This is a genomic window from Pseudomonas sp. S2_A10 (assembly GCF_054668465.1).
The window spans coordinates 2,760,708-2,783,229 of sequence record NZ_CP162773.1; the positions used below are offsets into that span (position 1 = coordinate 2,760,708).

The window sequence follows — 22,522 nt, forward strand, 5'->3', positions numbered from 1 at the left end:
GCGTGAGCGAGTGAATGGCGCAAGGTAAGTGGATTGCCCGGCGAAAGTAAATGCCCGGACGTTTGGCGCCATTGGCTACAGGATCTGGCCGGATGCGACCGTGACAGATCTACAGCGCTGACTAGTATGCAAGCTTGATCCAACGGCAGAAAAAGGACACACGCATGCGACGCTGGAACGGCTGGGGAGAGGCAGGCACGGTGGTCGAATTGCCGGCCCAGGGCGCGACATTTCTCCACGAACGCTTGGGCGCTGGCCGCGCATTGCCTGATGCGACATTGGAAGCGGCGTTGACGCAAGTGCCGACCTCGCGCCTGGTGCCGCATCGCTTGTACAGCGTCGATGCGCACGATCGCCTGCTGCACGCGCGCGGCCAGAGCCTGCCGGACTGGCTGGCGTTGCGCGAAGGCGCATTGGGCACATATCCCGATGCCGTGGCCTTTCCCGAAAGCGCTGAGCAGATCCGCCAATTGCTGGCGCTCGCCCATGATCAGGATCTGTGCCTGATTCCCTACGGCGGCGGCACATCGGTGGCCGGGCACATCAATCCGCCGAACTCCACGCGGCCGGTGCTGACGGTGTCGCTGGCGCGGATGAATCGCCTGACCGACCTCGACGAACAGAGCCTGCTGGCGACATTCGGCCCCGGCGCCAGCGGGCCGCAAGTCGAAAGCCAGTTGCGTGCGCGCGGCTACACGCTGGGACATTTCCCGCAGTCGTGGGAGCTGTCGACGCTGGGCGGTTGGGTGGCCAGTCGTTCCAGCGGCCAGCAGTCGTTGCGCTACGGGCGGATCGAGCAATTGTTCGCTGGCGGCACCCTGGAAACGTTCGCCGGGCCTTTGCAGATTCCGACATTCCCGGCGTCGGCCGCCGGCCCGGATCTGCGTGAAGTGGTGCTCGGTTGCGAAGGCCGCTTCGGGATCATTTCCGAAGTCAAAGTGCGAGTCAGCGCGTTGCCGGCGGACGAGCGTTTCTACGGCGTGTTTCTGCCCGATTGGCCGCACGCGCTGCAAGCAATCCGGCAACTGGCGCAGGCGCGCGTACCGCTGTCGATGCTGCGTCTGTCCAACGCGGTGGAAACCGAAACGCAACTGGCGCTGGCCGGCCATCCGCAACAGATCGCCTGGCTGGAGAAGTACCTCAAGCTGCGCGGCGCCGGCGACGGCAAATGCCTGCTGACCTTCGGTGTCACCGGCAATCGCCGGCAAAACGCACTGTCGCTGAAACACGCGCGCCAGCATCTGAAAGCCTTCGGCGGCGTGTTCACCGGCACCCTGCTGGGCAAGAAGTGGGCGCAGAACCGCTTCCGTTTTCCCTACCTGCGCGAGAACCTATGGAACGCCGGTTACGTGGTCGACACCCTCGAAACGGCCACCGACTGGAGCAACGTCGACCACTTGCTCAGCCTGATCGAAAACAGCCTGCGCGATGCCCTGGCCGCCGAGGGCGAGCGCGTGCATGTGTTCACTCATCTCTCGCACGTTTACGGCGAAGGCTCGAGCATTTACACCACCTACGTGTTTCGCCCGGCAGCCGACTATGCCGCGACGCTGGCGCGCTGGCGGATGCTCAAACACGCGGCCAGCCAGACCATCGTCGACAACCACGGCACCATCAGCCATCAGCACGGTGTCGGCAAGGATCACTCGCCGTATCTGCTGCGCGAAAAAGGCCCGCTGGCGATGCAGACGTTGCAGGCGCTGAGTGAACATTTCGACCCGGAAGGGCGCCTCAATCCCGGCACGTTATTGCCAGAGTCGCGGCCATGACAGCGGAATGGAACGCGCAATGGCGCGAGCAGATGCTACCGACGCTAGCGGATGAAACCTGGGACCTGATCGTGATCGGCGGCGGCATCAGCGGCGCCGGAATCGTCCGCGAAGCCGCGCGCCGGGGCTGGCGCTGTTTGCTGCTGGAACAGCGTGATTTTGCCTGGGGTACGTCCAGCCGATCATCGAAAATGGTCCACGGCGGTTTGCGGTACATCGCCAAGGGCCAGTGGCGCCTGACCCGCGATTCGGTGCGCGAGCGTCAGCGCCTCCTCGACGAAGCGCCGGGGCTGGTCGAGCCGATGAGTTTCATGATGCCGCACTATCGCGGCGGCTTTCCCGGGCCGCGCGTCATGGGCGGCCTGCTCTCGGTGTACGACGCGCTGGCGGGGCGGCGCAACCATGCTTTTCATGACGCGCAGCAACTGCGTTTTCTCGCCCCGGGGGTGAAGGAAAACGGCCTGCTCGGCGGCAGCTGTTTTGTCGATGCCCTGACCGATGACGCGCGGCTGGTGATGCGCGTACTGCGCGAGGCCCGGGCCGATGGTGCGGTGATTATCAGTGGTGTGCGGGTCACGCAACTGCTGCGTGAAGGCGGGCGGGTGTGCGGGGTTCAGATCGAAGATGGCGAGGGCGGCGCGACGCTGCGATTGCGCTCTGGCGTGCTGGCCGTGGCTACGGGCGCTTGGGCTGAGCGCTTGCGTCCCGCCGAAGCAGCGAAGCAATTGCGACCGTTGCGCGGCAGTCATCTGTTGCTGCCAGGCTGGCGTTTGCCAGTGGCGCAGGCGTTCACTTTTCTGCATCAGCGCGACCGGCGCCCGGTGTTCGTGTTTCCGTGGGAAGGCGCGACGGTGGTCGGCACCACGGACCTCGATCACCGCGAGGACCTAGACCACAGTGCGCGCATTTCCAGCGACGAACTCGACTATCTGCTCGCCGCGTGCCAGCAGCAATTTCCCGGCGCCGAAGTGGGCGTCGACGACGTGCTCTCGACCTGGTCAGGCGTGCGTCCGGTGGTGGGCAGCGCAACGCGTGCGCAGCAGGGCAAACCGTCCAACGAAACCCGCGAACATGTGTTGTGGCAGGAGCCGGGTTGCGTGACTTTGGCCGGCGGCAAACTGACCACATTTCGCCCGCAAGCGCTCGAAGTGCTCAAGGCTTGTGCGGCGATGCTTGGGCGTTCTTTTGTCGATGACGGCGCGCCGGTGTTCGCCGCTGTGCCGCCGCTGACGATTGCGGGACTGAGCGGCAATCAATGGCGACGCTTAGCCGGGCGTCACGGTCGAGACCTGCCGAGGCTGGCGCAATTGCTCGGCGAACTCGGTCTGGAAACGGTTGGCGCCACCGATACTTTGTGGGCAGAGCTGGCGTTTGCCTGCGAGGCGGAAATGATTCTGCACCTGGATGATTTGCTGCTACGCCGCACCCGTTTGGGCCTGTTGCTGCCGCGCGGTGGCGAGGATTATTTGTCTGCGATCCGCACGCTGTGCCAGCCACGATTGGCCTGGGATGATGAGCGCTGGCATGCGGAAACTCAGCGTTATCGGTTGTTGTGGCTGCGCGATCACGGCTTGCCGGAGATCACGCCATGAAATACCTGTTAGCGATCGACAACGGCACCCAGAGCGTGCGCGCGTTGCTCTTCGATCTGCAGGGCAATCTGCTCGGCAAAGGCAAAGTCGACTTGCAGGCGTACTACTCGACGCAACCCGGTTGGGCCGAGCAGGATCCGGAATATTACTGGGCGAAACTCGGCGAGGCCTGCCAGCAACTCTGGCAGCAGACCGGCATCGACCGTGCGCAGATTGCCGGCGTGTCCCTGACTACCCAGCGCGGCACAGTGATCAACGTGGACGCCAAGGGCAAACCGCTGCGCCCGGCAATTGTCTGGCTCGATCAACGTCAGGCTGAGGTCGAGGGCGGCATCAAGGGGCCGTGGGGCTGGCTGTTCAAACTGGTCGGCGCCCAAGCGACGGTGGATTATTTCCGCGCTCAGGCCGAGGCCAACTGGATCGCCCGGCATCAGCCCGAGGTGTGGGCGGCGACTGACAAATATTTACTGCTTTCTGGCTTTCTCACCCATCGCCTCTGCGGGCGCTTCGTCGATTCGGTCGGCTGTTGCGTCGGCTATCTGCCCTTCGACTTCAAACGGCTGAAATGGGCGGCGCCGCGCGACTGGAAATGGCAGGCACTGGCGGTGCGCCCGGAGCAGTTGCCGAGCCTGCACAAACCCGGCGAAACCCTCGGCTACATCAGCGCCGAAGCCGCCCGGCACACCGGCATTCCCGAAGGCCTGCCGCTGATCGCGGCGGGCGCGGACAAGGCCTGCGAAGTGATCGGCTCCGGCGTGGTCGACGCACGCACCGTGTGCCTGTCTTACGGCACCACCGCGACGATCACCAGCACCCGCTCGCGCTACCTGGAAATCGTCCCGCTGATCCCGCCGTACCCCTCGGCCGTGCCCGATCAGTACAACTGCGAAGTGATGATTTATCGCGGCTACTGGATGGTCAGCTGGTTCAAGAACGAATTCGGCCTGCGCGAGATGCAGCAGGCGAAAGCCCAGGGCATCGAGCCGGAGCAACTGTTCGACGCGCTGGTCAACGAAGTGCCCCCGGGCTCGATGGGCCTGATGCTGCAACCCTACTGGTCACCGGGCATCCGCGAACCGGGCGTGGAAGCCAAAGGCGCGATGATCGGCTTCGGCGACGTACACACCCGCGCGCATATCTACCGGGCGATTCTCGAAGGACTGGCCTACGCGCTACGCCAAGGCATGGAGAATATCGAGCGACGCTCAAAAGTCTCGATCCAGCGCCTGCGCGTCGCCGGCGGCGGCTCACAAAGCGACGCCGCCATGCAACTGACCGCCAACATCTTCGGCCTGCCGGCCGAGCGCCCGCATGTGTATGAAGCGTCCGGGTTGGGGGCGGCGATTTGCTGTGCGGTGGGGTTGGGATTGCATAGGGATTTCCCATCGGCCATTGCGGCGATGACTCGGGTTGGAGCGGTTTTCACACCGCAGCCTGAGGCGCAGAAGGTTTATGAGCAGTTGTATAAAGAGGTGTATTTGCGCATGTACCGGCAGCTCAAACCGCTGTACCAAAGCATCCGCAGAATCACCGGGTATCCCGAATAGTCCCGACACCCTAGACCCCTGTGGGAGCGAGCCTGCTCGCGAAGGCGGAGTGTCAGTCAATGATGATCTGAATGATCCACCGCTTTCGCGAGCAGGCTCGCTCCCACAGGGATTTTGCTGTGCGCTCAAAATCCGGTGAGTCACACAAATCCAAATGTGGGAGCGAGCTTGCTCGCGAAGGCGCAGCGTCAAGCAATGTTGATTTGATTGACCCACCGCCATCGCGGGCAAGCCCGCTCCCACAGGGGTATTGCGGTGTGCTCAAAATCCAGCGACCCACACAAATCCAATGTGGGAGCGAGCCTGCTCGCGAAGGCGCAGCGTCAAGCAATGTTGATTTGACTGACCCACCTCCATCGCGGGCAAGCCCGCTCCCACAGGAATTTTGCTGTGTGCTCAAAATCCAGCGACCCACACAAATCCAATGTGGGAGCGAGCCTGCTCGCGAAGGCGCAGTGTCAGGCGACGTTGGTTTGACTGACCCATCGCCATCGCGGGCAAGCCCGCTCCCACAGGGATTTTCGGTGAGCTCAAAATCCGGTGAGTCACACAAATCCAATGTGGGAGCGAGCCTGCTCGCGAATGCGGAGTGTCAGGCAACATGGATTTGGTTGACCCACCGCCATCGCGGGCAAGCTCGCTCCCACAAGAAATCTGCGGTCTGCTCAAAATCCGGTGAGTCACACTAATCCAAATGTGGGAGCGAGCCTGCTCGCGAAGGCGCAGTGTCAGGCAATGTTGATTTGATTGACCCACCGCCATCGCGGGCAAGCCCGCTCCCACAGTTATCGAGGTGAACACATCAACAGTGGTCGACCACGAAAACCTGTGGGAGCGGGCTTGCCCGCGATTCGGTTTCAGCTACAGCGCAAAACCAACATCAAACGCGGAAGTGGCTGACCATCTGCTGCAACTGACCACCCAACCGCGCCAGTTCAACACTCGACGCTGCCGTCTCATCACTCGCCGCTGCGGTCTGCTCGGACACGTCGCGCACGTTGATGATGCTGCGGCTGATCTCTTCGGCCACGGCGCTTTGCTGTTCGGCAGCGGCGGCGATCTGCTGGTTCATCGACTGGATGTTCGACACCGTGCGGGTGATGTTTTCCAGCGAGGCGCCGGCCTTGCGCGTCAGGGCGACGCTGCTGTCGGTTAGCGCGCGGCTGTTGTTCATCACTGCAGAAACCTGCTGGGTGCCGTTCTGCAGACCGGCGACCAGACCTTCGATTTCCTCGGTGGATTTCTGCGTGCGTTGAGCCAAACCGCGCACCTCATCGGCGACCACGGCAAAACCACGCCCGGCTTCACCGGCACGTGCCGCCTCGATCGCGGCGTTGAGTGCGAGCAGGTTGGTCTGTTCGGCGACAGCCTTGATCACGTCCATGACGCTGCCGATCTTGTCGCTTTCCTGCTGCAACACGCTCATCGCTTCGGTCGAACGCACCACTTCGCTGGCCAGACGCTCGATCTGCGCGATGGCCTCATTCACAACCTTGTCGCCTTCACGAGCTTCGCCGTCAGCGGCGGCGGCGGCTTGCGACGCTTCCTCAGCATTACGCGCAACTTCCTGCACGGTGGCAGTCATTTCGTGCATGGCCGTGGCGACCTGATCGGTCTCGACTTTCTGGCTGTTCACACCCGCACTGGTCTGCTCGGTCACGGCCGACAACTCTTCGGCGGCGCTGGCAATCTGCGTGACGCCGTCGCGGATGCCGCTGATCAAGTCACGCAGGGTCACGCCCATGCGCGCGATGCCTTGCTGCAACACGCCGAGTTCGTCGCGGCGGGTAACGGTGACATTCTGGGTCAGGTCGCCGCTGGCGATGCGCTCGACCACGGCGAGGGTTTCCTGCAACGGACGGGTGATCTGACGGGTGATGATTACCGCCGCAATCACGCCAACCAGCAGCGCCAGCAACGTACTGATCAACTGGAAGGTGCGCGCCTGGGCACTTTCGGCGTCACGGCGATCAAGCTGGATCTGGTACAGCTGTTCGCTCAGGGCGACGATGGTGGTGCCCTGATCGGTCATTTCCTTACGCGCCTGCACCGCCTCGGTGTTGGCGTTCTTGTACGCCATCAACGCACTGCGATAGCTGGTCAGCGCGGTTTCCAATTGGCGCAGGGCATCCTGCTGAGTCGCGGCAAATTGCGCATTCAGTGGCTTGAGACTGGCGATGGCCGCGTCGATCTGGCCGACGGCTTTCTGCTCGGTTTCGGCATTGCTGGTCGCGGTGTAACCACGCACTTCATAGCGCGCGAGGATGAAGGCTTCCTTCGCTGCAGTAACCGCCTGGAACTGCTCGAAACGCTGATCGCTCAACTCCATCTGCTGCACGCGCTGGCTGATCGATTCGATCAGGTTGTAGGCGTTCTGGGCATTGACGCTCATGGTGTCGCGGGCGCTGTTGCCGGTGCGATAGGCGTTGCGCATTTTGTTCAGCGAGGTCTGGTATTCAGCGATGGTCGCCGCCTGCTGCTTGAGCAGTTTGACGTTCTCCGGACTCTTGAATTTGCTGATCAACGCCTGCTGCTGAGCAGCGAAGCTTTCCAGGGTGGTCTGCACATTCTGCGCGGCGGTTTCGTCGCCATTGGTCAGCATGTATTGCAGGCGCACCACGCGCAGTTTGGTCAGGCCAGCGTTGAGCTGGGTGATGTCGCTCATCCAGTTGCTGCGGTCGATCAGGCCGCCGAGGCTGGTCCAGCCGGTCAGCGCCAGAACGCAGGTCAGGGCCAGCACGAGGCCGAAGCCCAGGCCGAGTTTCATGTTCACGCTGATGTTACCGAACCAGCTATTCATGCAAATCCTCCAGAAACGTTGGGTTTCTTGGTCGTCAGTTAAGCTGGAAGATTGTTGTTCTTTTGAGCCAGCAGGGGTGTTAGCAGGTCTGTATCGGCCGCAAACCCGAGAGCTGAAAGGATTTTTGTCGGACAGATTTCGCGCAACTCAACCCAGGCGCCGCGACCAACGCTGATCCGGCGCCTCGAACCCCGGATTGACCAGCGCCGTCAGCACATGATCCTGCCAACGTCCGGCGATGTTCAGATACGCCTTCGCATAGCCCTCGCGCTCAAAACCCAAGCGCTCAAGCAACCGCGCACTGCGCTCATTGCCCGGAATGTAATTGGCCATGATCCGATGCAGATTCTGCACATCGAACATATAACCAATCCCCGCCTCCAGCCCCTCCTGCATCAAACCCAGCCCCTGATGCGCCTCATCGATGTGATAACCCAAATAACACGCCTGAAACGCCCCACGAATAACCCCGCTGAAATTGCACGCACCGATCATCTGCTGACCGTCCGACGACAGCAGCGCGAAATGCATGGCTAACCCGGCTTCGAAAGCACTGGCCTGGATCTCCAAGCGACGACGGATGTTGGCGGTGGAGAAGTAGTCGGTGGTGCGGATGGGCGACCACGGCGCCAGGTGGCGGAGGTTGCGCTGGTAGAACGCGCTTTCGAGCTCGGCTTGATCGGGGGAGAGGATGGCAAGGGTCAGGCGCGGGCAGGGCAGGGATAACAGCGGCATCGAGCGCTCCTTGGCGAGGGATCTGCAGGCAGAGTCGCGCATATGGTGGGGAGCGGCAAGATATGGAGAAGCCGAGGCGAAAAAAAGCCCGCTAGGAGCGCGGGCGAACCGTAGTTTCTTGAATGAGCGGGGGGATTTTATGGGATTGGTCGGGTGGGCGTAGTGAAGAAAAGTTCATCTCGCTTCTGCCGACCGGGTTGATGTCCCGACAGTCGATCTCCAGCGCACGATGAAAATATCAGCGCCCATACAGCACCGTGTTCATCAACGCATTGACCTGATTTGGCATCGTGTGGATGAACCAGTCGAAAGCAAGACCCGAGGTAAGCAGGTACGCGAGAACCAGCAGGATAGGCATGAAGATGATGTTTTTGCGCAGATTGGCGTACTTGCGGGTTTTTCTGGAAAGCCAAGGTTCGTGAGTACCGTTGTTATTGGCATGTGCACCCGCAACGATGAAGTAGGTTGAAAAAAGCATCATCCGAAGGCTGGTATAGATAAACAGCAGTACGCCTATCAGGTGTAGCAAGAACCAGTGCATGTCCAGCAAGACGAAATATTTTTTTATTCCCGTCAGGCCCTGCTCATTGATGATCTGCTGGCTGTACTGAAAGTTTTGCGGCGCTAGGGTGGGCATAAAAGCTTCGTCGGTGACATACGTCGCGGCCACGCAAAATGCCAAGCAAAACAACAGCGCAACGATCCACTTAATGCCCGCGAAGAAGCCTCGGTAAAGGCTATGCAAGGTGCCGCCAGCCCATAGTGAAATGGTGAATAGCGTGATCCAGGAAAGCAGGTTGAGTATCTCGGCCCGGAAAAACACATAAATCAGCCCGGCAATCACCATCATCATGAAGATGACTGGAGTCATATCCTGGCTTGTGCTGGCGGCGTTCACGCCCAGCGGTGGATTGACCACCGTGTTGAAGGTCAGGTTTACCGAATGGCCCGGCTGATTGGCGGATTGTGGAGAATCGCCTTTCAGTACCCGATCCAGAATGGCTCCCAGAATCAGGCCGAGGATGGTGAAGAACGCCGATATGTAGATATCGACTTCCTTGGATTGGATTGTTTCGATGAAGCTCATGTTTTATTGCCTTCCTTGTGCAGGTTGAGTGTTTCCGCGTGCGAACCGGGTTTCTCTGCGAGGCATCCAGCCAGCCGCGGAATGGTAAGGGGATGGCTGTGGTTTTGCTATCACACAAGCGCACTCGTCTTTCAGCCAAACTGGTTTCGTTAAATTGGAGAATGAGCCGAAGCGGTGCCGCCCCAGCGTCCTTTTAGTACAACGTCGAACATTCACAGCCACCGGCAGGCTTGAGAATGTGAAGGAAATGGGCGGCCATTCGACTAACCGAAGATATGACAAAGCCCGCACTGGGCGGGCTTTGTCGTTGACAGTTGGTGGGCCGGGGTAATCTGAACCAATCATGTAAGTTACTGATATAAATAATATATTTAGGTTAGGAAAACTGCATGGAATACTGTTTGGAATACAGAGTTTTGATGCTGTTGCGTCAGGGCAGTGTCGGGTGATGTGAATGCGACACCTATCAGCGAAAGGAGGCTCATGGGGGGCCGGCTAATAATCAAGGTGTATCCCTGCTTCGAATTCACCGGTTATCAGCCGCACTATGACTTGCGGTCGCTTCAGTTTGGGCTTTACGGCCAATTCATCCAGCTGGGCGAGCCGGGTGCTACATTTCGAAAAAGCAGTCAGTGTCGAGCTGCCGTTACACCTCGCTAGTCATAACTCAGAAACCCTCAGATGGGCGATTCGCTATGCGAAGCTGTTCGAGCGTACGGAGTCGCCGCTCTAGCTTGCCATGCATGCGTTGCTCGCAGGGGATGAGTGGCAAGTCTTCTTCGGTGTTTTCGACCGTTTATTGGATCAACTCAAGCCTTTTGATGAGCTGATTGCCCGCTCTGAAAAACAGCTTAAGCATTTATCGCTGCTTGAGTTGTTTTCCTACCTCCGTGTGCTGGCTTAGGGGATAACCCACGAAGGTGTTTGCCGAATAGTGGGGCTCGATCTCGCGCTAATCTCCAGGCAAACCCAAAGCCGATAAGAAGTTAGTTTTGGCTGCAAAATTTTAGTTTGACTAGCAAAATGTCACGCTAACAAAAGCCACCGTGTTACCCTCTGGGTTCACGAGAAGACCAATTTCCAGGGGCACAGCCATGATCCGCTGCCATCTCGCCCGCATGATGGGCGAGCACAAAATGCGTATTGCTGACGTAGCCAGAGAAACGGGGCTTAGCCGCGCCACGGTAACCCTGCTCTACAAAGAAACAGCGCAGAAAGTGGATCTGGAGGCCATTGAGAAGCTGTGCCTAATGTTTGAATGTCAAGTAGGCGAACTGCTTGAGCTGAAACCAGCATAGACCGCGCAGCTGCCACGGCTCCGGATCACACAGCAAGCGCCTTAACGACATCCAGCAAACGACTAAAACCTAGAAAATTAACAGGGAAAACGCATGACCAGCACCCAACAACGTGCCGCTTTGCAGCGCCAGATATGGGCCATCGCCAACGATGTCCGTGGCGCCGTCGATGGCTGGGACTTCAAGCAATATGTGCTCGGCACCCTGTTCTACCGCTTTATCAGCGAAAACTTCGCGGATTACATGACCGGCGGCGATGAGTCAGTCGATTACGTCGCAATGGGTGATGGCGACAAGAATATCGCGGCAGTCAAAGACGATGCCATCAGGACCAAGGGCTACTTCATCTACCCCAGCCAGCTATTCGCCAAAGTGGCGGCCAGTGCCCACAGCAACGAAAGCCTGAACACCGACCTGGCTAACATCTTTAAAGACATTGAAGCGTCCGCCAGCGGCTACCCCTCCGAGCGCGATATCAAAGGTCTGTTTGCCGACTTCGACACCACTAGCAACCGTCTGGGCAATACCGTAAAGGACAAGAATGCGCGCCTCGCCGACGTGCTCAAAGGTGTAGCAAAGTTGGACTTTGGCACCTTTGACGAAAGCCACATCGACCTTTTTGGCGACGCTTATGAATTCCTCATCTCCAACTACGCCGCCAATGCCGGCAAATCGGGCGGTGAGTTCTTCACTCCGCAGCAGGTCTCCAAGCTGATCGCCCAGCTCGCCATGCACAAGCAAACCAGTATCAACAAGATCTACGATCCCGCTTGCGGCTCGGGCTCGCTGCTGCTGCAAGCCAAGAGGCACTTTGATGAACACATCATCGAAGACGGTTTTTTCGGTCAGGAACTCAACCACACCACGTATAACCTGGCGCGGATGAATATGTTCCTCCACAACGTCAACTACGACAAATTCAATATCCAGCTCGGTGATACGCTGATCGAACCGCACTTTGGCGACGATAAACCCTTCGATGCCATCGTCTCCAACCCGCCGTATTCGGTGAAGTGGAAGGGGGCGGACGACCCCACCCTGATCAACGACGACCGCTTTGCCCCGGCCGGCGTGCTAGCCCCCAAATCCAAGGCTGATTTCGCCTTTGTGCTGCACGCCCTCAGCTACCTCTCAGCTAAAGGCCGCGCCGCCATTGTCTGCTTCCCCGGCATTTTCTACCGGGGTGGAGCCGAGCAGAAAATCCGCCAATACCTGGTGGACAACAACTTTGTGGAAAGTGTGATTTCGCTCGCCTCCAACCTGTTCTACGGCACCACCATCGCTGTGAATATTCTGGTGCTGTCCAAACACAAGACGGACACCACCACTCAATTTATCGACGCCAGCGGCCTGTTTAAAAAAGGCACCAACAACAACCTGCTGGAAGACTCGCATATCGAGCGCATCATGCAGGTGTTCGACAGCAAGGCGAATGTGGATCACTTTGCCAGGTCCGTCCCTTTGGATAAGGTGGCTGCCAACGATTACAACCTGTCCGTCAGCAGCTATATCGATGCCAAGGACAACCGCGAAGTGGTGAATATTGCTCAGCTCAATGCCGACCTGAAAACCGCGGTTGTCAGGATCGACCAGCTGCGCAAAGATATTGATGCCATCGTTGCGGAGATCGAGGGTGAGGAGTTGGGAGCATGAGCAGCATGAACTTCTTGGGTAGATTGCTGGATGGTGTAGTGGTGGTGTGGAAACCACTTGATGATGTAATTGTTTCACTAAAAACTGGGCTTAACCCCCGCCAAAATTTTCAGTTAAATACAGTGGATGCAGAAGGCTACTACGTTACCGTACGTGAAATTCAAAATGGAAATGTAGTATTTCTAGATAAAACAGATAGGGTTAACAAGAAGGCCCTGGAGCTTATAAATAATCGCTCAAATTTAGAAGTTGGCGATATTTTGTTTTCAGGAACAGGAACAGTCGGAAGAGTTGCTGTTGTAAAAAATGAACCCGAGACCTGGAATATAAAGGAAGGGGTGTACGTAATTAAGCCCATTCATAAAATTATTGATTCACGATATCTTTCGCACCTCCTGCGTTCTCAAGGGATAGTGAAAGAATACAGCAAAAAAATTGTTGGGTCACCGGTGGTGAGTTTACCGATGGGCGATCTTAAAAGGCTCCTAATCCCCATCCCTTGCCCAGAAAATCCCAAAAAATCGCTTGAGATTCAAACCGAAATTGTCCGCATACTGGACACCTTTACCGAGCTAACTGCCGAGCTAACTGCCGAACTTACTGCCGAGCTTACCTCGCGTAAAAAGCAATATATCTACTATCGCGACAATTTGTTGAGTTTTAAAGAAGGGAATGTGGAGTGGAAGGCGCTGGGGAATATTGGCGAGTTTATTCGTGGCAAGCGTTTTACCAAGGCTGACTATGTGGAAGACGGAATCAACGTTATCCATTACGGCGAGATATACACGCGTTACGGCGTTTTTACGACGCGAGCTTTTTCTCAGGTCAGAAATGATATGGTTGGGTCGCTGCGCTATGCAGAGCCAGGCGATGTGGTGATAACCGATGTGGGTGAGACTGTTGAAGATGTTGGTAAGGCAGTGGCATGGCTCGGAGATGAAAAGGTCGCTATACATGACCATTGCTATGCTTTTCGGCATTCGATGGATCCGAAATTTGTTTCCTATTGCATGCAAGCAACACCATTCGTTGCAGAGAAGGCAAAATATATAGCCAGAACCAAAGTTAATACACTGCTGGTTAAAGGTTTTTCAAAGATTAAAATCCCTGTTCCTTATCCAGGTGATCCTGATAAATCCCTTGCCGAACAAGCTCGTATCGTTGCCATCCTCGACAAATTAGACGTTTTGACACACACCGTCAGCGAAGTATTACCGCACGAAATTGCTTTGCGCCAAAAGCAATACGCGTATTACCGCGACTTGCTGTTCAGTTTCCCTAGGCCTGAAGAGGTAGCGGCGTAATATGGGCAAGACGCTATCGGAAATAGCTCAACAGTTGAGCACTCCTAAAACGGTTCAAAAAACCGTTCCTGAAAAGACGAAGGTGATAGAAGAGGCTAAACCTGTGCCCAAGGTGCAGCTTATCTATGCCTTTAACGGTACGGGCAAAACACGCCTGTCGCGTGAGTTAAAGCAGCTAATTGCACCGAAGGGCGATGGCGGAGACGGAGCTGGTGAGGCTGATCAGCTTGAGTTGTCGCGTAACAAGATTCTTTATTACAACGCGTTTACCGAAGATCTGTTCTTTTGGGATAACGATTTGGCGGGAGATGCAGAGCCCAAGCTGAGGATTCAGCCGAATTCATACACGGATTGGTTGCTCGCTCTGCTTAGAGATTTGGGTCAAGACGGAAACATCGTCAAGTATTTCCAGCGCTATGCGAATGACAAACTAACGCCGCATTTTAGTGAGGACTTCACAGAGGTAAGCTTTTCTCTGGAGCGTGGCAACAATGAGCGATCTGGCTATATCAAGATATCTAAGGGTGAAGAAAGTAATTTCGTATGGAGTGTCTTTTATGCTCTTTTGGATCAAGTAATCACGATTCTAAATTTCGCCGAGCCTGAAGGTCGGGAGACCAACCAGTTTGACCGCCTGGAATACGTCTTTATTGATGATCCGGTCAGCTCTCTTGATGACAACCATTTGATCGAATTGGCGGTCAACTTGGGGGGGTTGATCAAATCCAGTCGATCCGACCTGAAGTTTATCGTTACGACGCACAGTCCGTTATTCTACAACGTATTATTCAATGAGTTAAAAAATAAGGTCTGCTATTTGCTAGAGCATCTTGATGATGGAACTTATGCTCTCACTGAAAAGCCCGGCGATTCTAACAAGAGCTTTTCCTATCATCTACATTTGAAGCAAACGATAGAGCAGGCGATTGCTGAAAACAGAGTTGAAAGGTATCACTTCACTTTGCTGCGCAATCTCTACGAAAAAACTTCCAGCTTTTTGGGCTATCCCAATTGGTCGGAGCTCTTGCCTGAGGACAAGCAGCTCTATCTGGGCAGGGTCATGAATTTTACAAGCCATAGCACTTTGTCTAATGAGGCCGTTGCAGAACCAACTCCAGCAGAAAAAGCCATGGTCAAGTTGTTGCTCGATAATTTGAAAGACAAATACGGCTTTTGGAAGCAAGAGGGCGTATGAAGGCATGACCGTCATCATTCATCCCAGTGATTACCACCAGACGCCGGTAGCGTACGCACCCTGCGTGCTATGACACGAGAGAACGACCATGTCGAAGTACAACCTTAAATTGCGCGATCAAACCACTGAATTTCTGCTCTACACCACGTCTAATGGCGCTATCAAGGTAGAGGTATTGCTCAGCAATGAGAATATTTAGCTGACGCAGAAACGGCTACGGCACAGTGTCGCGCCAGCAGGCGGAACAGAAAACCCTTGCCGAGTATGAAAAGTTCAATACACAGCAGCGCATCGAATCTGATTTCGACCGCGAGGTGAAAAAGCTGTTGCAGAAAAGGGACGCGCAAGAATGAGCGATTACACGACCATCGCCGAATCGAAAAGCTTCATCGTTCTGGACCAGTACATAAAGGAATCGCAGGTGGCCGAAAGCTATCAGAGCGAAGGCGATTTGGAGCGTGAGTTTATTGAGGATCTGGTCAATCAGGGTTATGAATACCTGCCCGGCCTGAACACGCCCCAAGCCATGCTGGCCAATGTGCGCGTGCAGCTGCAAATGCTTAATAACGCGCAGTTTTCCGACAGTGAGTGGCAACGCTTTGTCGAGAGCTGGCTGGACAAGTCCAGTGAAGGGCTCAATGAGAAAACCCGCAAGATCCATGACGACTACATTCATGACTTCGTCTTTGACGAAGGCCGTATCCAGAACATCTACCTGCTGGACAAGAAAAACGTTCTGCGCAACAAGGTGCAGGTGATCAAGCAGTTCGAACAAAAGGGCAGCCACGCCAATCGCTACGACGTGACGATTCTGGTCAATGGCTTGCCCCTTGTGCAGGTGGAATTGAAGAAGCGTGGTGTGGCGATTCGTGAGGCCTTCAATCAGGTGCACCGCTACAGCAAGGAGAGCTTGAATAGTGAGCATTCCCTGTTCAAATACCTGCAGCTATTCGTGATCTCCAACGGCACCGACAGCCGTTACTTTGCTAACACCACCCAGCGCAACAAGAACAGCTTCGACTTCACCATGAACTGGGCGAAGTCCGATAACAGCCTGATCAAAGATCTGAAAGACTTCACCGCTACCTTCTTCCAGAAGCACACGCTGCTCAATGTGCTCCTGCACTACTCGGTGTTCGATGTCAGCAACACACTGTTGGTGATGCGCCCGTACCAGATTGCCGCCACGGAACGCATTCTGTGGACGATCAACTGCGCGTATCACGCCAAGAACTGGAGCAAGCACGAAGGCGGCGGCTTTATCTGGCACACCACCGGCTCCGGCAAGACGCTGACCAGCTTCAAGGCGGCTCGTCTGGCCACTGAGCTGGCGTATGTCGACAAGGTGTTCTTCGTGGTGGACCGCAAGGATCTGGATTACCAGACCATGAAGGAATACCAGCGCTTTTCCCCGGAAAGCGTGAATGGTTCGGACAGCACGGCCGGCCTGAAGCGTAACCTGGACAAGGACGACAACAAGATCATCGTCACCACCATCCAAAAGCTCAACAACCTGATGAAGAGCGAGCCTGACCTGCCCATTTACGGCAAACAGGTGGTGTTCATTTTCGACGAGTGCCACCGCAGCCAGTTTGGTGAAGCGCAGAAGAACCTGAAGAAGAAATTCAAGAAGTTCTATCAGTTCGGGTTTACCGGCACGCCGATATTTGCAGGCCATAACGCCTTAGGTGCGGAAGATACGGCAAGCGTGTTTGGCCGTGAATTGCATTCGTACGTGATCACCGATGCGATTCGCGACGAGAAGGTGCTCAAGTTCAAGGTCGATTACAACGATGTACGGCCGCAGTTCAAGGCCATTGAAACCGAGCAGGATGAGAAAAAACTTACCGCGGCTGAAAACAAGCAGGCGTTGCTGCACCCCGAGCGTATCCGCGAGATCACGCAGTACATCCTGAACAGCTACCGGCAGAAAACCCACCGACTGCACGCGGGAAATAAGGGCTTCAATGCCATGTTCGCGGTCAGCAGCGTGGACGCTGCCAAGCTGTACTACGAGTCTTTCAGGGAGTTACAGAAGGGCAGTGACAAGCCTTTGAGGGTGGCCACTATCTTCTCGTTCGCGGCAAATGAGGAGCAGGATGCGGTTGGTGAGATCGAAGACGAAAGCTTCGATGTTTCTGCCATGAACAGCAGCGCCAAGGAGTTTTTGAATGCGGCTATTGCGGACTACAACGGGCTGTTCAAAACCAACTTCAGCGTCGACAGCAACGGCTTTCAGAACTACTACCGCGACCTGGCTAAGCAGGTCAAAGCCAGGGAAATTGACCTGTTGATCGTGGTGGGCATGTTCCTCACCGGCTTCGATGCGCCCACGCTCAACACGCTGTTCGTCGACAAGAACCTGCGCTACCACGGCCTGGTGCAGGCCTATTCGCGCACCAACCGGATTTTTGATGCGACCAAGACCTTTGGCAATATCGTGACCTTCCGCGATCTTGAACAGGCGACCATCGATGCCATCACCTTGTTCGGCAACAGCAATACCCGAAACGTGGTGCTGGAGAAGAGCTACAAGGAGTACATGGAGGGCTTTACCGATGTGCTAACGGGCGAGGCGCGGCGTGGTTTCGTTGAGGTCGTTACAGAGCTGGAGCAGCGCTTCCCCAACCCTGCAGCCATTGAAAAAGAGTCTGATAAAAAGGCCTTTGCCAAGCTGTTTGGCGAGTACTTGCGCGTGGAGAACGTGCTCCAGAACTACGATGAATTCGCCAGCCTCAAGGCCTTGCAAAGCTTGGACATGAACGATTCGGCGGCAATTGAGGCGTTCAAGGCACAGCATTATTTGAGCGATGAAGATCTTGCCGCACTGCAAGCGATCAAGATGCCGGCGGAGCGGAAAATCCAAGATTATCGCTCGACCTATAACGATGTGCGTGATTGGCTGCGCCGGGAAAAAGCGGGCGCAGAAAAGGAAAAATCCACCATCGATTGGGATGATGTGGTCTTTGAAGTGGACCTGCTCAAATCGCAGGAAATCAATCTAGATTACATCCTGGAGCTGATTTTTGAGCACAACAAGAAGATCAAGAGCAAATCGGACCTGGTGGATGAAGTGCGCCGGGTGATTCGTGCCAGCTTGGGTAATCGCGCGAAGGAAAGCTTGTTGGTCGATTTCATCAACCAGACCGATCTGGATCAGATTGGCGACAAGGCCAGCGTGATCGACGCCTTCTTCAGCTTTGCTCAAGAGGAACAACTGCGTGAGGCACAAGAGCTAATCTGCACCGAGAATCTGAATACCGAGGCGGCTAGACGCTATATCACCACCTCGCTCAAGCGTGAGTTTGCCAGTGACAGTGGTACTGAGCTGAATGCCGTTTTGCCCAAGATGAGCCCGTTGAATCCGCAGTACTTGACCAAAAAGCAGAGTGTTTTCCAGAAAATCGCAGCATTTGTTGAGAAGTTTAAGGGGGTGGGCGGGAGCGTTTAAAAAAGTGAAGCTTAGCTCTTGAACCTTTTTTTAGCCTGATCATAGCCAATTTTTTAGCTGCTTAAGCCCAGGCTGTCCGCACTGCTGCACTGGGGTTGGATCAAAGTGGTATTGATCGACGGTGTTGAGCCGACGCGATTGACAGTAGAGAACAACTTGGGCGTGAGCGTTAAGCAGGTGTACGAGGTGAAGCAACTCGACAGCGATTATTTCGCGGGCGAGTGAGTTGCAACGTAGCTAGCAGGGTTAGTAATTTTCAGATCGGTGACGCATGGGCGGTCTGTGGCAAAAAGTTGTTTTCGACTTTGGCTGGAAGCTCGGGCTGAGTTTGGCAATGGCATCGTTGCGCGAAATTTGTGACACGTGCGGGCTTTATGCTACGCCCTTCCAATTTGGAGCGCACTGCGTACCAAATTGAGCCCGACCCCGCTAAGCGATAGCGCCCATTCTTGATGTACCACCCTGACGGTCTATCTGTCGCTCATTGAAGAATATCTTTGTGGGCGGGCGATTGGACCAGACTTTCCGCGGAGGACAATTTTTGCACGGGCAGAGGCTAATTCAAGCATCTGAGAGTCTGCCGCATAGACCGCGTCGACCTGACGGTCACGCGAGCTGCTTTTAACGCTCATCATCTCTGCAAAGTTGAGTTCTTCTGAATGCAGGAGATCGTTGATCATAATGAAACTACCCATAAGTAGGGGACGTTGAACTTCGATTTGAGATTAACACGCTGATTCGGGGTGTTAGCAGTTGAAAGTCTTTGATCGCGAGGCTTTAGCCGACGAAATGCATCACCGTCAGTTCAACGATAGGGTGGGGATTGATTAGCTGAACGGTCAGCTACGATTTCAAAAAAAACCAGCTCCGGCCTAGTCTTTTCAATATTAGCCGTGCAGTGAGTCGGTAGTAATAACGGGTGGCTTCTGAGCGGTCCTTCAGGTGGTGTACCAAAAACCAACGCACATGCTTGAAGTGCCAGCCCCAAGGGTTATCGCGCTGCCACCTCTGTTGGATAGCTGCCTGCATGATACGAGCTTGTCGAAGGTGTCTTTGCTGCGTGGCTGTCGAACCGTTCAGTACTCCACCCAGGAAAAGTGCCATATCGAAAGGCTTGCTCACGCTCTACCCCCAATGTAAGCCGAAACCACCTCGATTCGATTGTGCCCAAGCTCAAGACTGATTTGCCGTCGCGCACTTTGGTCCAGAGCGTGGTCGATGCGATAGCATCGGCCACCATTGACGGGGGCCGCGTGGCCCGTGAGCTGTATGTAGCGCTCGCACGCATAAGCCGCTCGAAATTCATGAACCCCCTTCAGTCCCAGCTTCTGAAGCAATTCACGGGCTGGCCTCACCGTCTGTTGCTGGAACTTGGCGTAGCTTTCACCTTCGGCCAGCAAATTGCGGCTGTGGGGTGGCGAGGCGTGACGAGCCATCTGCAAGGCTGCCTTAACCTCGTTATTTGCGATGATCCAGCGCGGTGCTGAAGCGCCAGCCCGGCCGCCTTTGGTCCCATCCTGAATATTGATGCGGCCTAAGTGTTTAGCCTCACGTTGCAAACGTGGCAGGTCAGCCAAGATCGTTTCGCGCAAGCGCATGCCGGTTGCGCGGGCCAAGCAGACAATCGCAGCGACGCGGTGGTGTTGCTGTTCGCGAAGCGCTTCAATCACTCGACTCAGTTGTTGGTGATCTTGGCCATTCGGTGCGCGGGTGCGTAGGCTTGATCGCTGCATGCCGAGTGCCTTGCTCGGGCTGGCGATTTTCACGTACTGGTCGCCGCGTAGTGCTGCGAGGGTACGGTTTACGCTACTCAGGCGGTTCTGCGCGGTGGCGATGCAGATTTCACCTTGTTGGATTTGCTGACGCAGGTGTGTGGAGTAGCTGTGCAAGGTACTGCGATCTATCTGGCGGGCGTCGTTGTAACCGGGGCCGTCCGCTGACCGACACCACTTCACGAAAGCCTGCCAGCGATCACTGTGTGCTTTGACCGTAGCGAAGTGGCCGCCGGCAAACATATCTTTCAGCGCTTGTGGGCCGGCATAGCTGAGCTGACGGCCGTAGCCAAAGTTGCGCCCGTCACGTCGGCCGACCAATGCCATCAGCTTCACCGTTTTCATTGTCTTGCAGAAAGCGCAGCACCGCTTTCCAGTGGGCGCTGATCTTGTTCACTTGTTGCCAATGTGCGGGACGAATAATCAGGGCGTTTTGCTGATGCCGCAGTATTGCTCCCTCTTCGCGCAGTTGGTGGATCAGTTGGCCGATGTTGACAGGCCCTAAGGCGGGTGTGGCGACAACGGCGACAGTGGCGACAACCCTTGTAGTTGCTGCTCTGAAGCATGGCGACAAGGCGGCGACGGAAGTGGCGACACTCCGCAATGCAGGTCGTGTCTGATGCTGCGCCTGGTAACGGCGCACCGCGTCATTGAGGCGGAACATGGCGCACCTCGAAGGTCTTTCCGTCAGAAGAGTCCAGCCAGCTATGTGAGATCAATTCGACCAGCAGCGTAATGGTGTGATGACTGCTTTTGCGGGCAAAGCGGGGGCCATTGCGATTGAGGTCGCGGACGGTAAATTGGGTCCAGCCTTTTTGCGTCAGCCAGCGCAGCAGTCGATCCGCCTCCTCGCGTAACGTGTTTATGGGCTCTTGCTCCGTCAGGCGCTGGATTTCGGCCAGGTAGTAATCCATCAGCGTCGAGGCACGCTGGATATGGGGTTCGTCCACTACGGGCGCGTCTTCAATCACCGCCAATACCCCGGCGATACGCAGTACATTGGCGGCTGCTTTCCCGGCGACAGATTGAATGCCGGCCAGCTCGCCAAACTCACCAGATTGGCATTCGATGGTGTCGTGAATATCGATCCAGGCAGTGCGAGCGCTGGGTGTCAGTTCCAGCCTGTCAGGGTTAAGTGAGCCGTCGTTGTGTAGCGACAGCGGCTTATCCAGCAGAGCGGTAATGCGCGCTTGGTAGCGCTGGATCCTGGCATCTCGCGTAAGGTCGACCGCCTTGTACAAGCGTCGCCCCACTAGGCGTTCGGGCCAACTGATCAGGCAACGGCCAAGGATGCCTTGGCCGTTGATCATCCGGTCTGTGAGTAGCTGGGTGGCCAGGTAAGGTTGCAGCATCAGATGTAGACTGAGGCGACGATCATAAGCTCGCAGGCTTTCGCCAGGCATGGAGCGCGCCCGGTCGATGGGGCTGCCGTCCCAGAGTGCTGACAGGGTGGTGATGGCCTTGAGTTGGTTCTCTTTGCTCATGGTGCTGCTGCCCAAAAACTGGCCGCCCTCATCGTTGAATAACCCCATGCTGGGCAAGCCCTGGCATAGGTTTTTGATCAGCGCCTCAATGGTGGGCTCGGCGATGATCAACCTGGGCGGTATGGGGTCGGATAACTCACGAGCGTCGTGCTTTCCTCGAATGGCGGCGCGATTGGCTTTCAGTTGCTCCAAGTACAGCATCCACTGCCGCCGCTCCCACTCACGCGCAGCCGCCAGCGCCAGATGATCCACTGCGCTTTTCCGATCACCCGACGATGCCACCGTCAGCATGTACAGGGACAACGGATAAACACGGCCATCGAGCTGCACATTGGCATGCGACTGGGTCACCAGGGCGGCAGTGGCCAACACCGATTGCGCAGCCATGGCGCAGGGCACGCCGATCACCTCGGCCATGCGTTCGACGGCTGGTCCTAATATCTGTCCCAACGCTTCGACCGGATACGCCAGCGGCTCGGGCCGGTATTCCAGCAGCGGCTGTGGCAGGTCAAACGCTTCGCACAATTGCATCGTCATTCTCCTGGTACTTCGAATTTCTCCCTCACTCTCCCCGCCACGGTTGTTGAGTGTTATCAGGGATCAAGGCCCCTGCAGCCTGTGAGGGTTGTCCACTTACGCGGGACGGGCGGCTCTTTACGACCGGGAGCTTGGGCATCTCATGATCTGGCCTCCTGAGCACCAATAGCGGTGGGCGGGTGGAGGCTGCGTTGGCTGACGAGACCAGCGCCGCGAGATCCTGAGTCTGTTGCAGGCAGTGATGCGATGACCGGGGCGTGCCTGACTGTCAGTCAGGTGCAGTCCATTCCGTGGGATG

17 protein-coding genes and 1 pseudogene are annotated in these 22,522 nt (G+C 56.3%); 10 read left to right on the forward strand and 8 right to left on the reverse strand.

Annotated elements, in window-relative coordinates; genetic code table 11:
- Positions 1–164 precede the first annotated feature (164 nt).
- Genes AB4N41_RS12415 through AB4N41_RS12425 form a run of 3 tightly spaced genes read left to right on the forward strand, consistent with a single transcriptional unit; the run spans position 165 to position 4,908 of the window.
- Entirely contained in the window at positions 165–1,769 is a 1,605-nt protein-coding gene (locus AB4N41_RS12415; RefSeq protein ID WP_252877406.1) for an FAD-binding oxidoreductase, read from the forward strand.
- Positions 1,766–3,361 carry a glycerol-3-phosphate dehydrogenase/oxidase gene (locus tag AB4N41_RS12420; RefSeq protein WP_252877407.1) on the forward strand — a complete coding sequence of 532 codons (1,596 nt, stop codon included), beginning with the start codon at positions 1,766–1,768 and terminating at the stop codon, positions 3,359–3,361. Before AB4N41_RS12415 ends, AB4N41_RS12420 begins: the two co-directional genes overlap by 4 nt.
- A complete protein-coding gene (locus AB4N41_RS12425) occupies positions 3,358–4,908 on the forward strand; it encodes an FGGY-family carbohydrate kinase (RefSeq protein ID WP_252877408.1) in 1,551 nt (516 codons plus the stop codon). The genes AB4N41_RS12420 and AB4N41_RS12425 overlap by 4 nt, the downstream gene beginning before the upstream one ends.
- Before the next feature lie 880 nt (positions 4,909–5,788).
- On the opposite strand, the gene AB4N41_RS12430 is transcribed toward AB4N41_RS12425, so the two are convergent.
- The 4 genes and pseudogenes from AB4N41_RS12430 to AB4N41_RS12445 all read right to left on the reverse strand — a co-directional run bounded on the left by AB4N41_RS12430 (position 5,789) and on the right by AB4N41_RS12445 (position 9,530).
- On the reverse strand, positions 5,789–6,652 hold the full coding sequence (locus tag AB4N41_RS12430) for a methyl-accepting chemotaxis protein (protein WP_370593494.1): 864 nt from the start codon (positions 6,650–6,652) through the stop codon (positions 5,789–5,791).
- Positions 6,653–6,694: 42 nt separating this feature from the next.
- Positions 6,695–7,708: pseudogene (locus AB4N41_RS12435) on the reverse strand (methyl-accepting chemotaxis protein); the annotation flags it as partial.
- Positions 7,709–7,855: 147 nt separating this feature from the next.
- The gene (locus tag AB4N41_RS12440; RefSeq protein WP_252877409.1) at positions 7,856–8,443 is read right to left on the reverse strand and encodes a GNAT family N-acetyltransferase; all 588 of its coding nucleotides are present in this window, start codon (positions 8,441–8,443) and stop codon (positions 7,856–7,858) included.
- A gap of 238 nt (positions 8,444–8,681) precedes the next feature.
- Positions 8,682–9,530: a hypothetical protein gene (locus tag AB4N41_RS12445; RefSeq protein WP_252877410.1), complete on the reverse strand. Its 849-nt coding sequence runs from the start codon at positions 9,528–9,530 to the stop codon at positions 8,682–8,684.
- Positions 9,531–10,269: 739 nt separating this feature from the next.
- On the opposite strand from AB4N41_RS12445, the gene AB4N41_RS12450 reads away from it, so the two are divergent.
- The 7 genes from AB4N41_RS12450 (at position 10,270) to AB4N41_RS12480 (ending at position 18,431) form a co-directional block, all read left to right on the forward strand.
- Positions 10,270–10,434, forward strand: a complete 165-nt coding sequence (locus AB4N41_RS12450; protein WP_460138400.1) for a hypothetical protein — start codon at positions 10,270–10,272, stop codon at positions 10,432–10,434.
- Positions 10,435–10,624: 190 nt separating this feature from the next.
- Positions 10,625–10,828 carry a helix-turn-helix domain-containing protein gene (locus AB4N41_RS12455; RefSeq protein WP_434767654.1) on the forward strand — a complete coding sequence of 68 codons (204 nt, stop codon included), beginning with the start codon at positions 10,625–10,627 and terminating at the stop codon, positions 10,826–10,828.
- Between the two features lie 93 nt (positions 10,829–10,921).
- Positions 10,922–12,481: a type I restriction-modification system subunit M gene (locus AB4N41_RS12460; protein WP_460138401.1), complete on the forward strand. Its 1,560-nt coding sequence runs from the start codon at positions 10,922–10,924 to the stop codon at positions 12,479–12,481.
- Positions 12,478–13,785: a restriction endonuclease subunit S gene (locus AB4N41_RS12465; RefSeq protein WP_460138402.1), complete on the forward strand. Its 1,308-nt coding sequence runs from the start codon at positions 12,478–12,480 to the stop codon at positions 13,783–13,785. The genes AB4N41_RS12460 and AB4N41_RS12465 overlap by 4 nt, the downstream gene beginning before the upstream one ends.
- A 1-nt stretch (position 13,786) precedes the next feature.
- Positions 13,787–14,980, forward strand: a complete 1,194-nt coding sequence (locus AB4N41_RS12470) for an anticodon nuclease (RefSeq protein WP_460138403.1) — start codon at positions 13,787–13,789, stop codon at positions 14,978–14,980.
- A 224-nt stretch (positions 14,981–15,204) separates the two neighbouring features.
- A complete protein-coding gene (locus AB4N41_RS12475) occupies positions 15,205–15,333 on the forward strand; it encodes a hypothetical protein (RefSeq protein WP_460138404.1) in 129 nt (42 codons plus the stop codon).
- Positions 15,330–18,431 carry a type I restriction endonuclease subunit R gene (locus tag AB4N41_RS12480; RefSeq protein WP_460138405.1) on the forward strand — a complete coding sequence of 1,034 codons (3,102 nt, stop codon included), beginning with the start codon at positions 15,330–15,332 and terminating at the stop codon, positions 18,429–18,431. The genes AB4N41_RS12475 and AB4N41_RS12480 overlap by 4 nt, the downstream gene beginning before the upstream one ends.
- Before the next feature lie 843 nt (positions 18,432–19,274).
- Here AB4N41_RS12480 and AB4N41_RS12485 read toward each other — a convergent pair.
- From AB4N41_RS12485 to AB4N41_RS12500, 4 genes are read right to left on the reverse strand one after another with little or no spacing between them, the layout of a single operon-like run.
- Entirely contained in the window at positions 19,275–19,553 is a 279-nt protein-coding gene (locus AB4N41_RS12485; RefSeq protein WP_460138406.1) for a hypothetical protein, read from the reverse strand.
- Positions 19,550–20,530 (reverse strand): integrase domain-containing protein, encoded by a 981-nt coding sequence (locus tag AB4N41_RS12490; RefSeq protein ID WP_460138407.1) that lies wholly within the window; start codon positions 20,528–20,530, stop codon positions 19,550–19,552. The genes AB4N41_RS12485 and AB4N41_RS12490 overlap by 4 nt, the downstream gene beginning before the upstream one ends.
- Positions 20,508–20,867 (reverse strand): hypothetical protein, encoded by a 360-nt coding sequence (locus tag AB4N41_RS12495; protein ID WP_248484625.1) that lies wholly within the window; start codon positions 20,865–20,867, stop codon positions 20,508–20,510. Before AB4N41_RS12495 ends, AB4N41_RS12490 begins: the two co-directional genes overlap by 23 nt.
- Positions 20,851–22,218, reverse strand: coding sequence for a YfjI family protein (locus AB4N41_RS12500; RefSeq protein WP_460138408.1), 1,368 nt, complete (start codon positions 22,216–22,218; stop codon positions 20,851–20,853). Before AB4N41_RS12500 ends, AB4N41_RS12495 begins: the two co-directional genes overlap by 17 nt.
- Positions 22,219–22,522 lie beyond the last annotated feature (304 nt).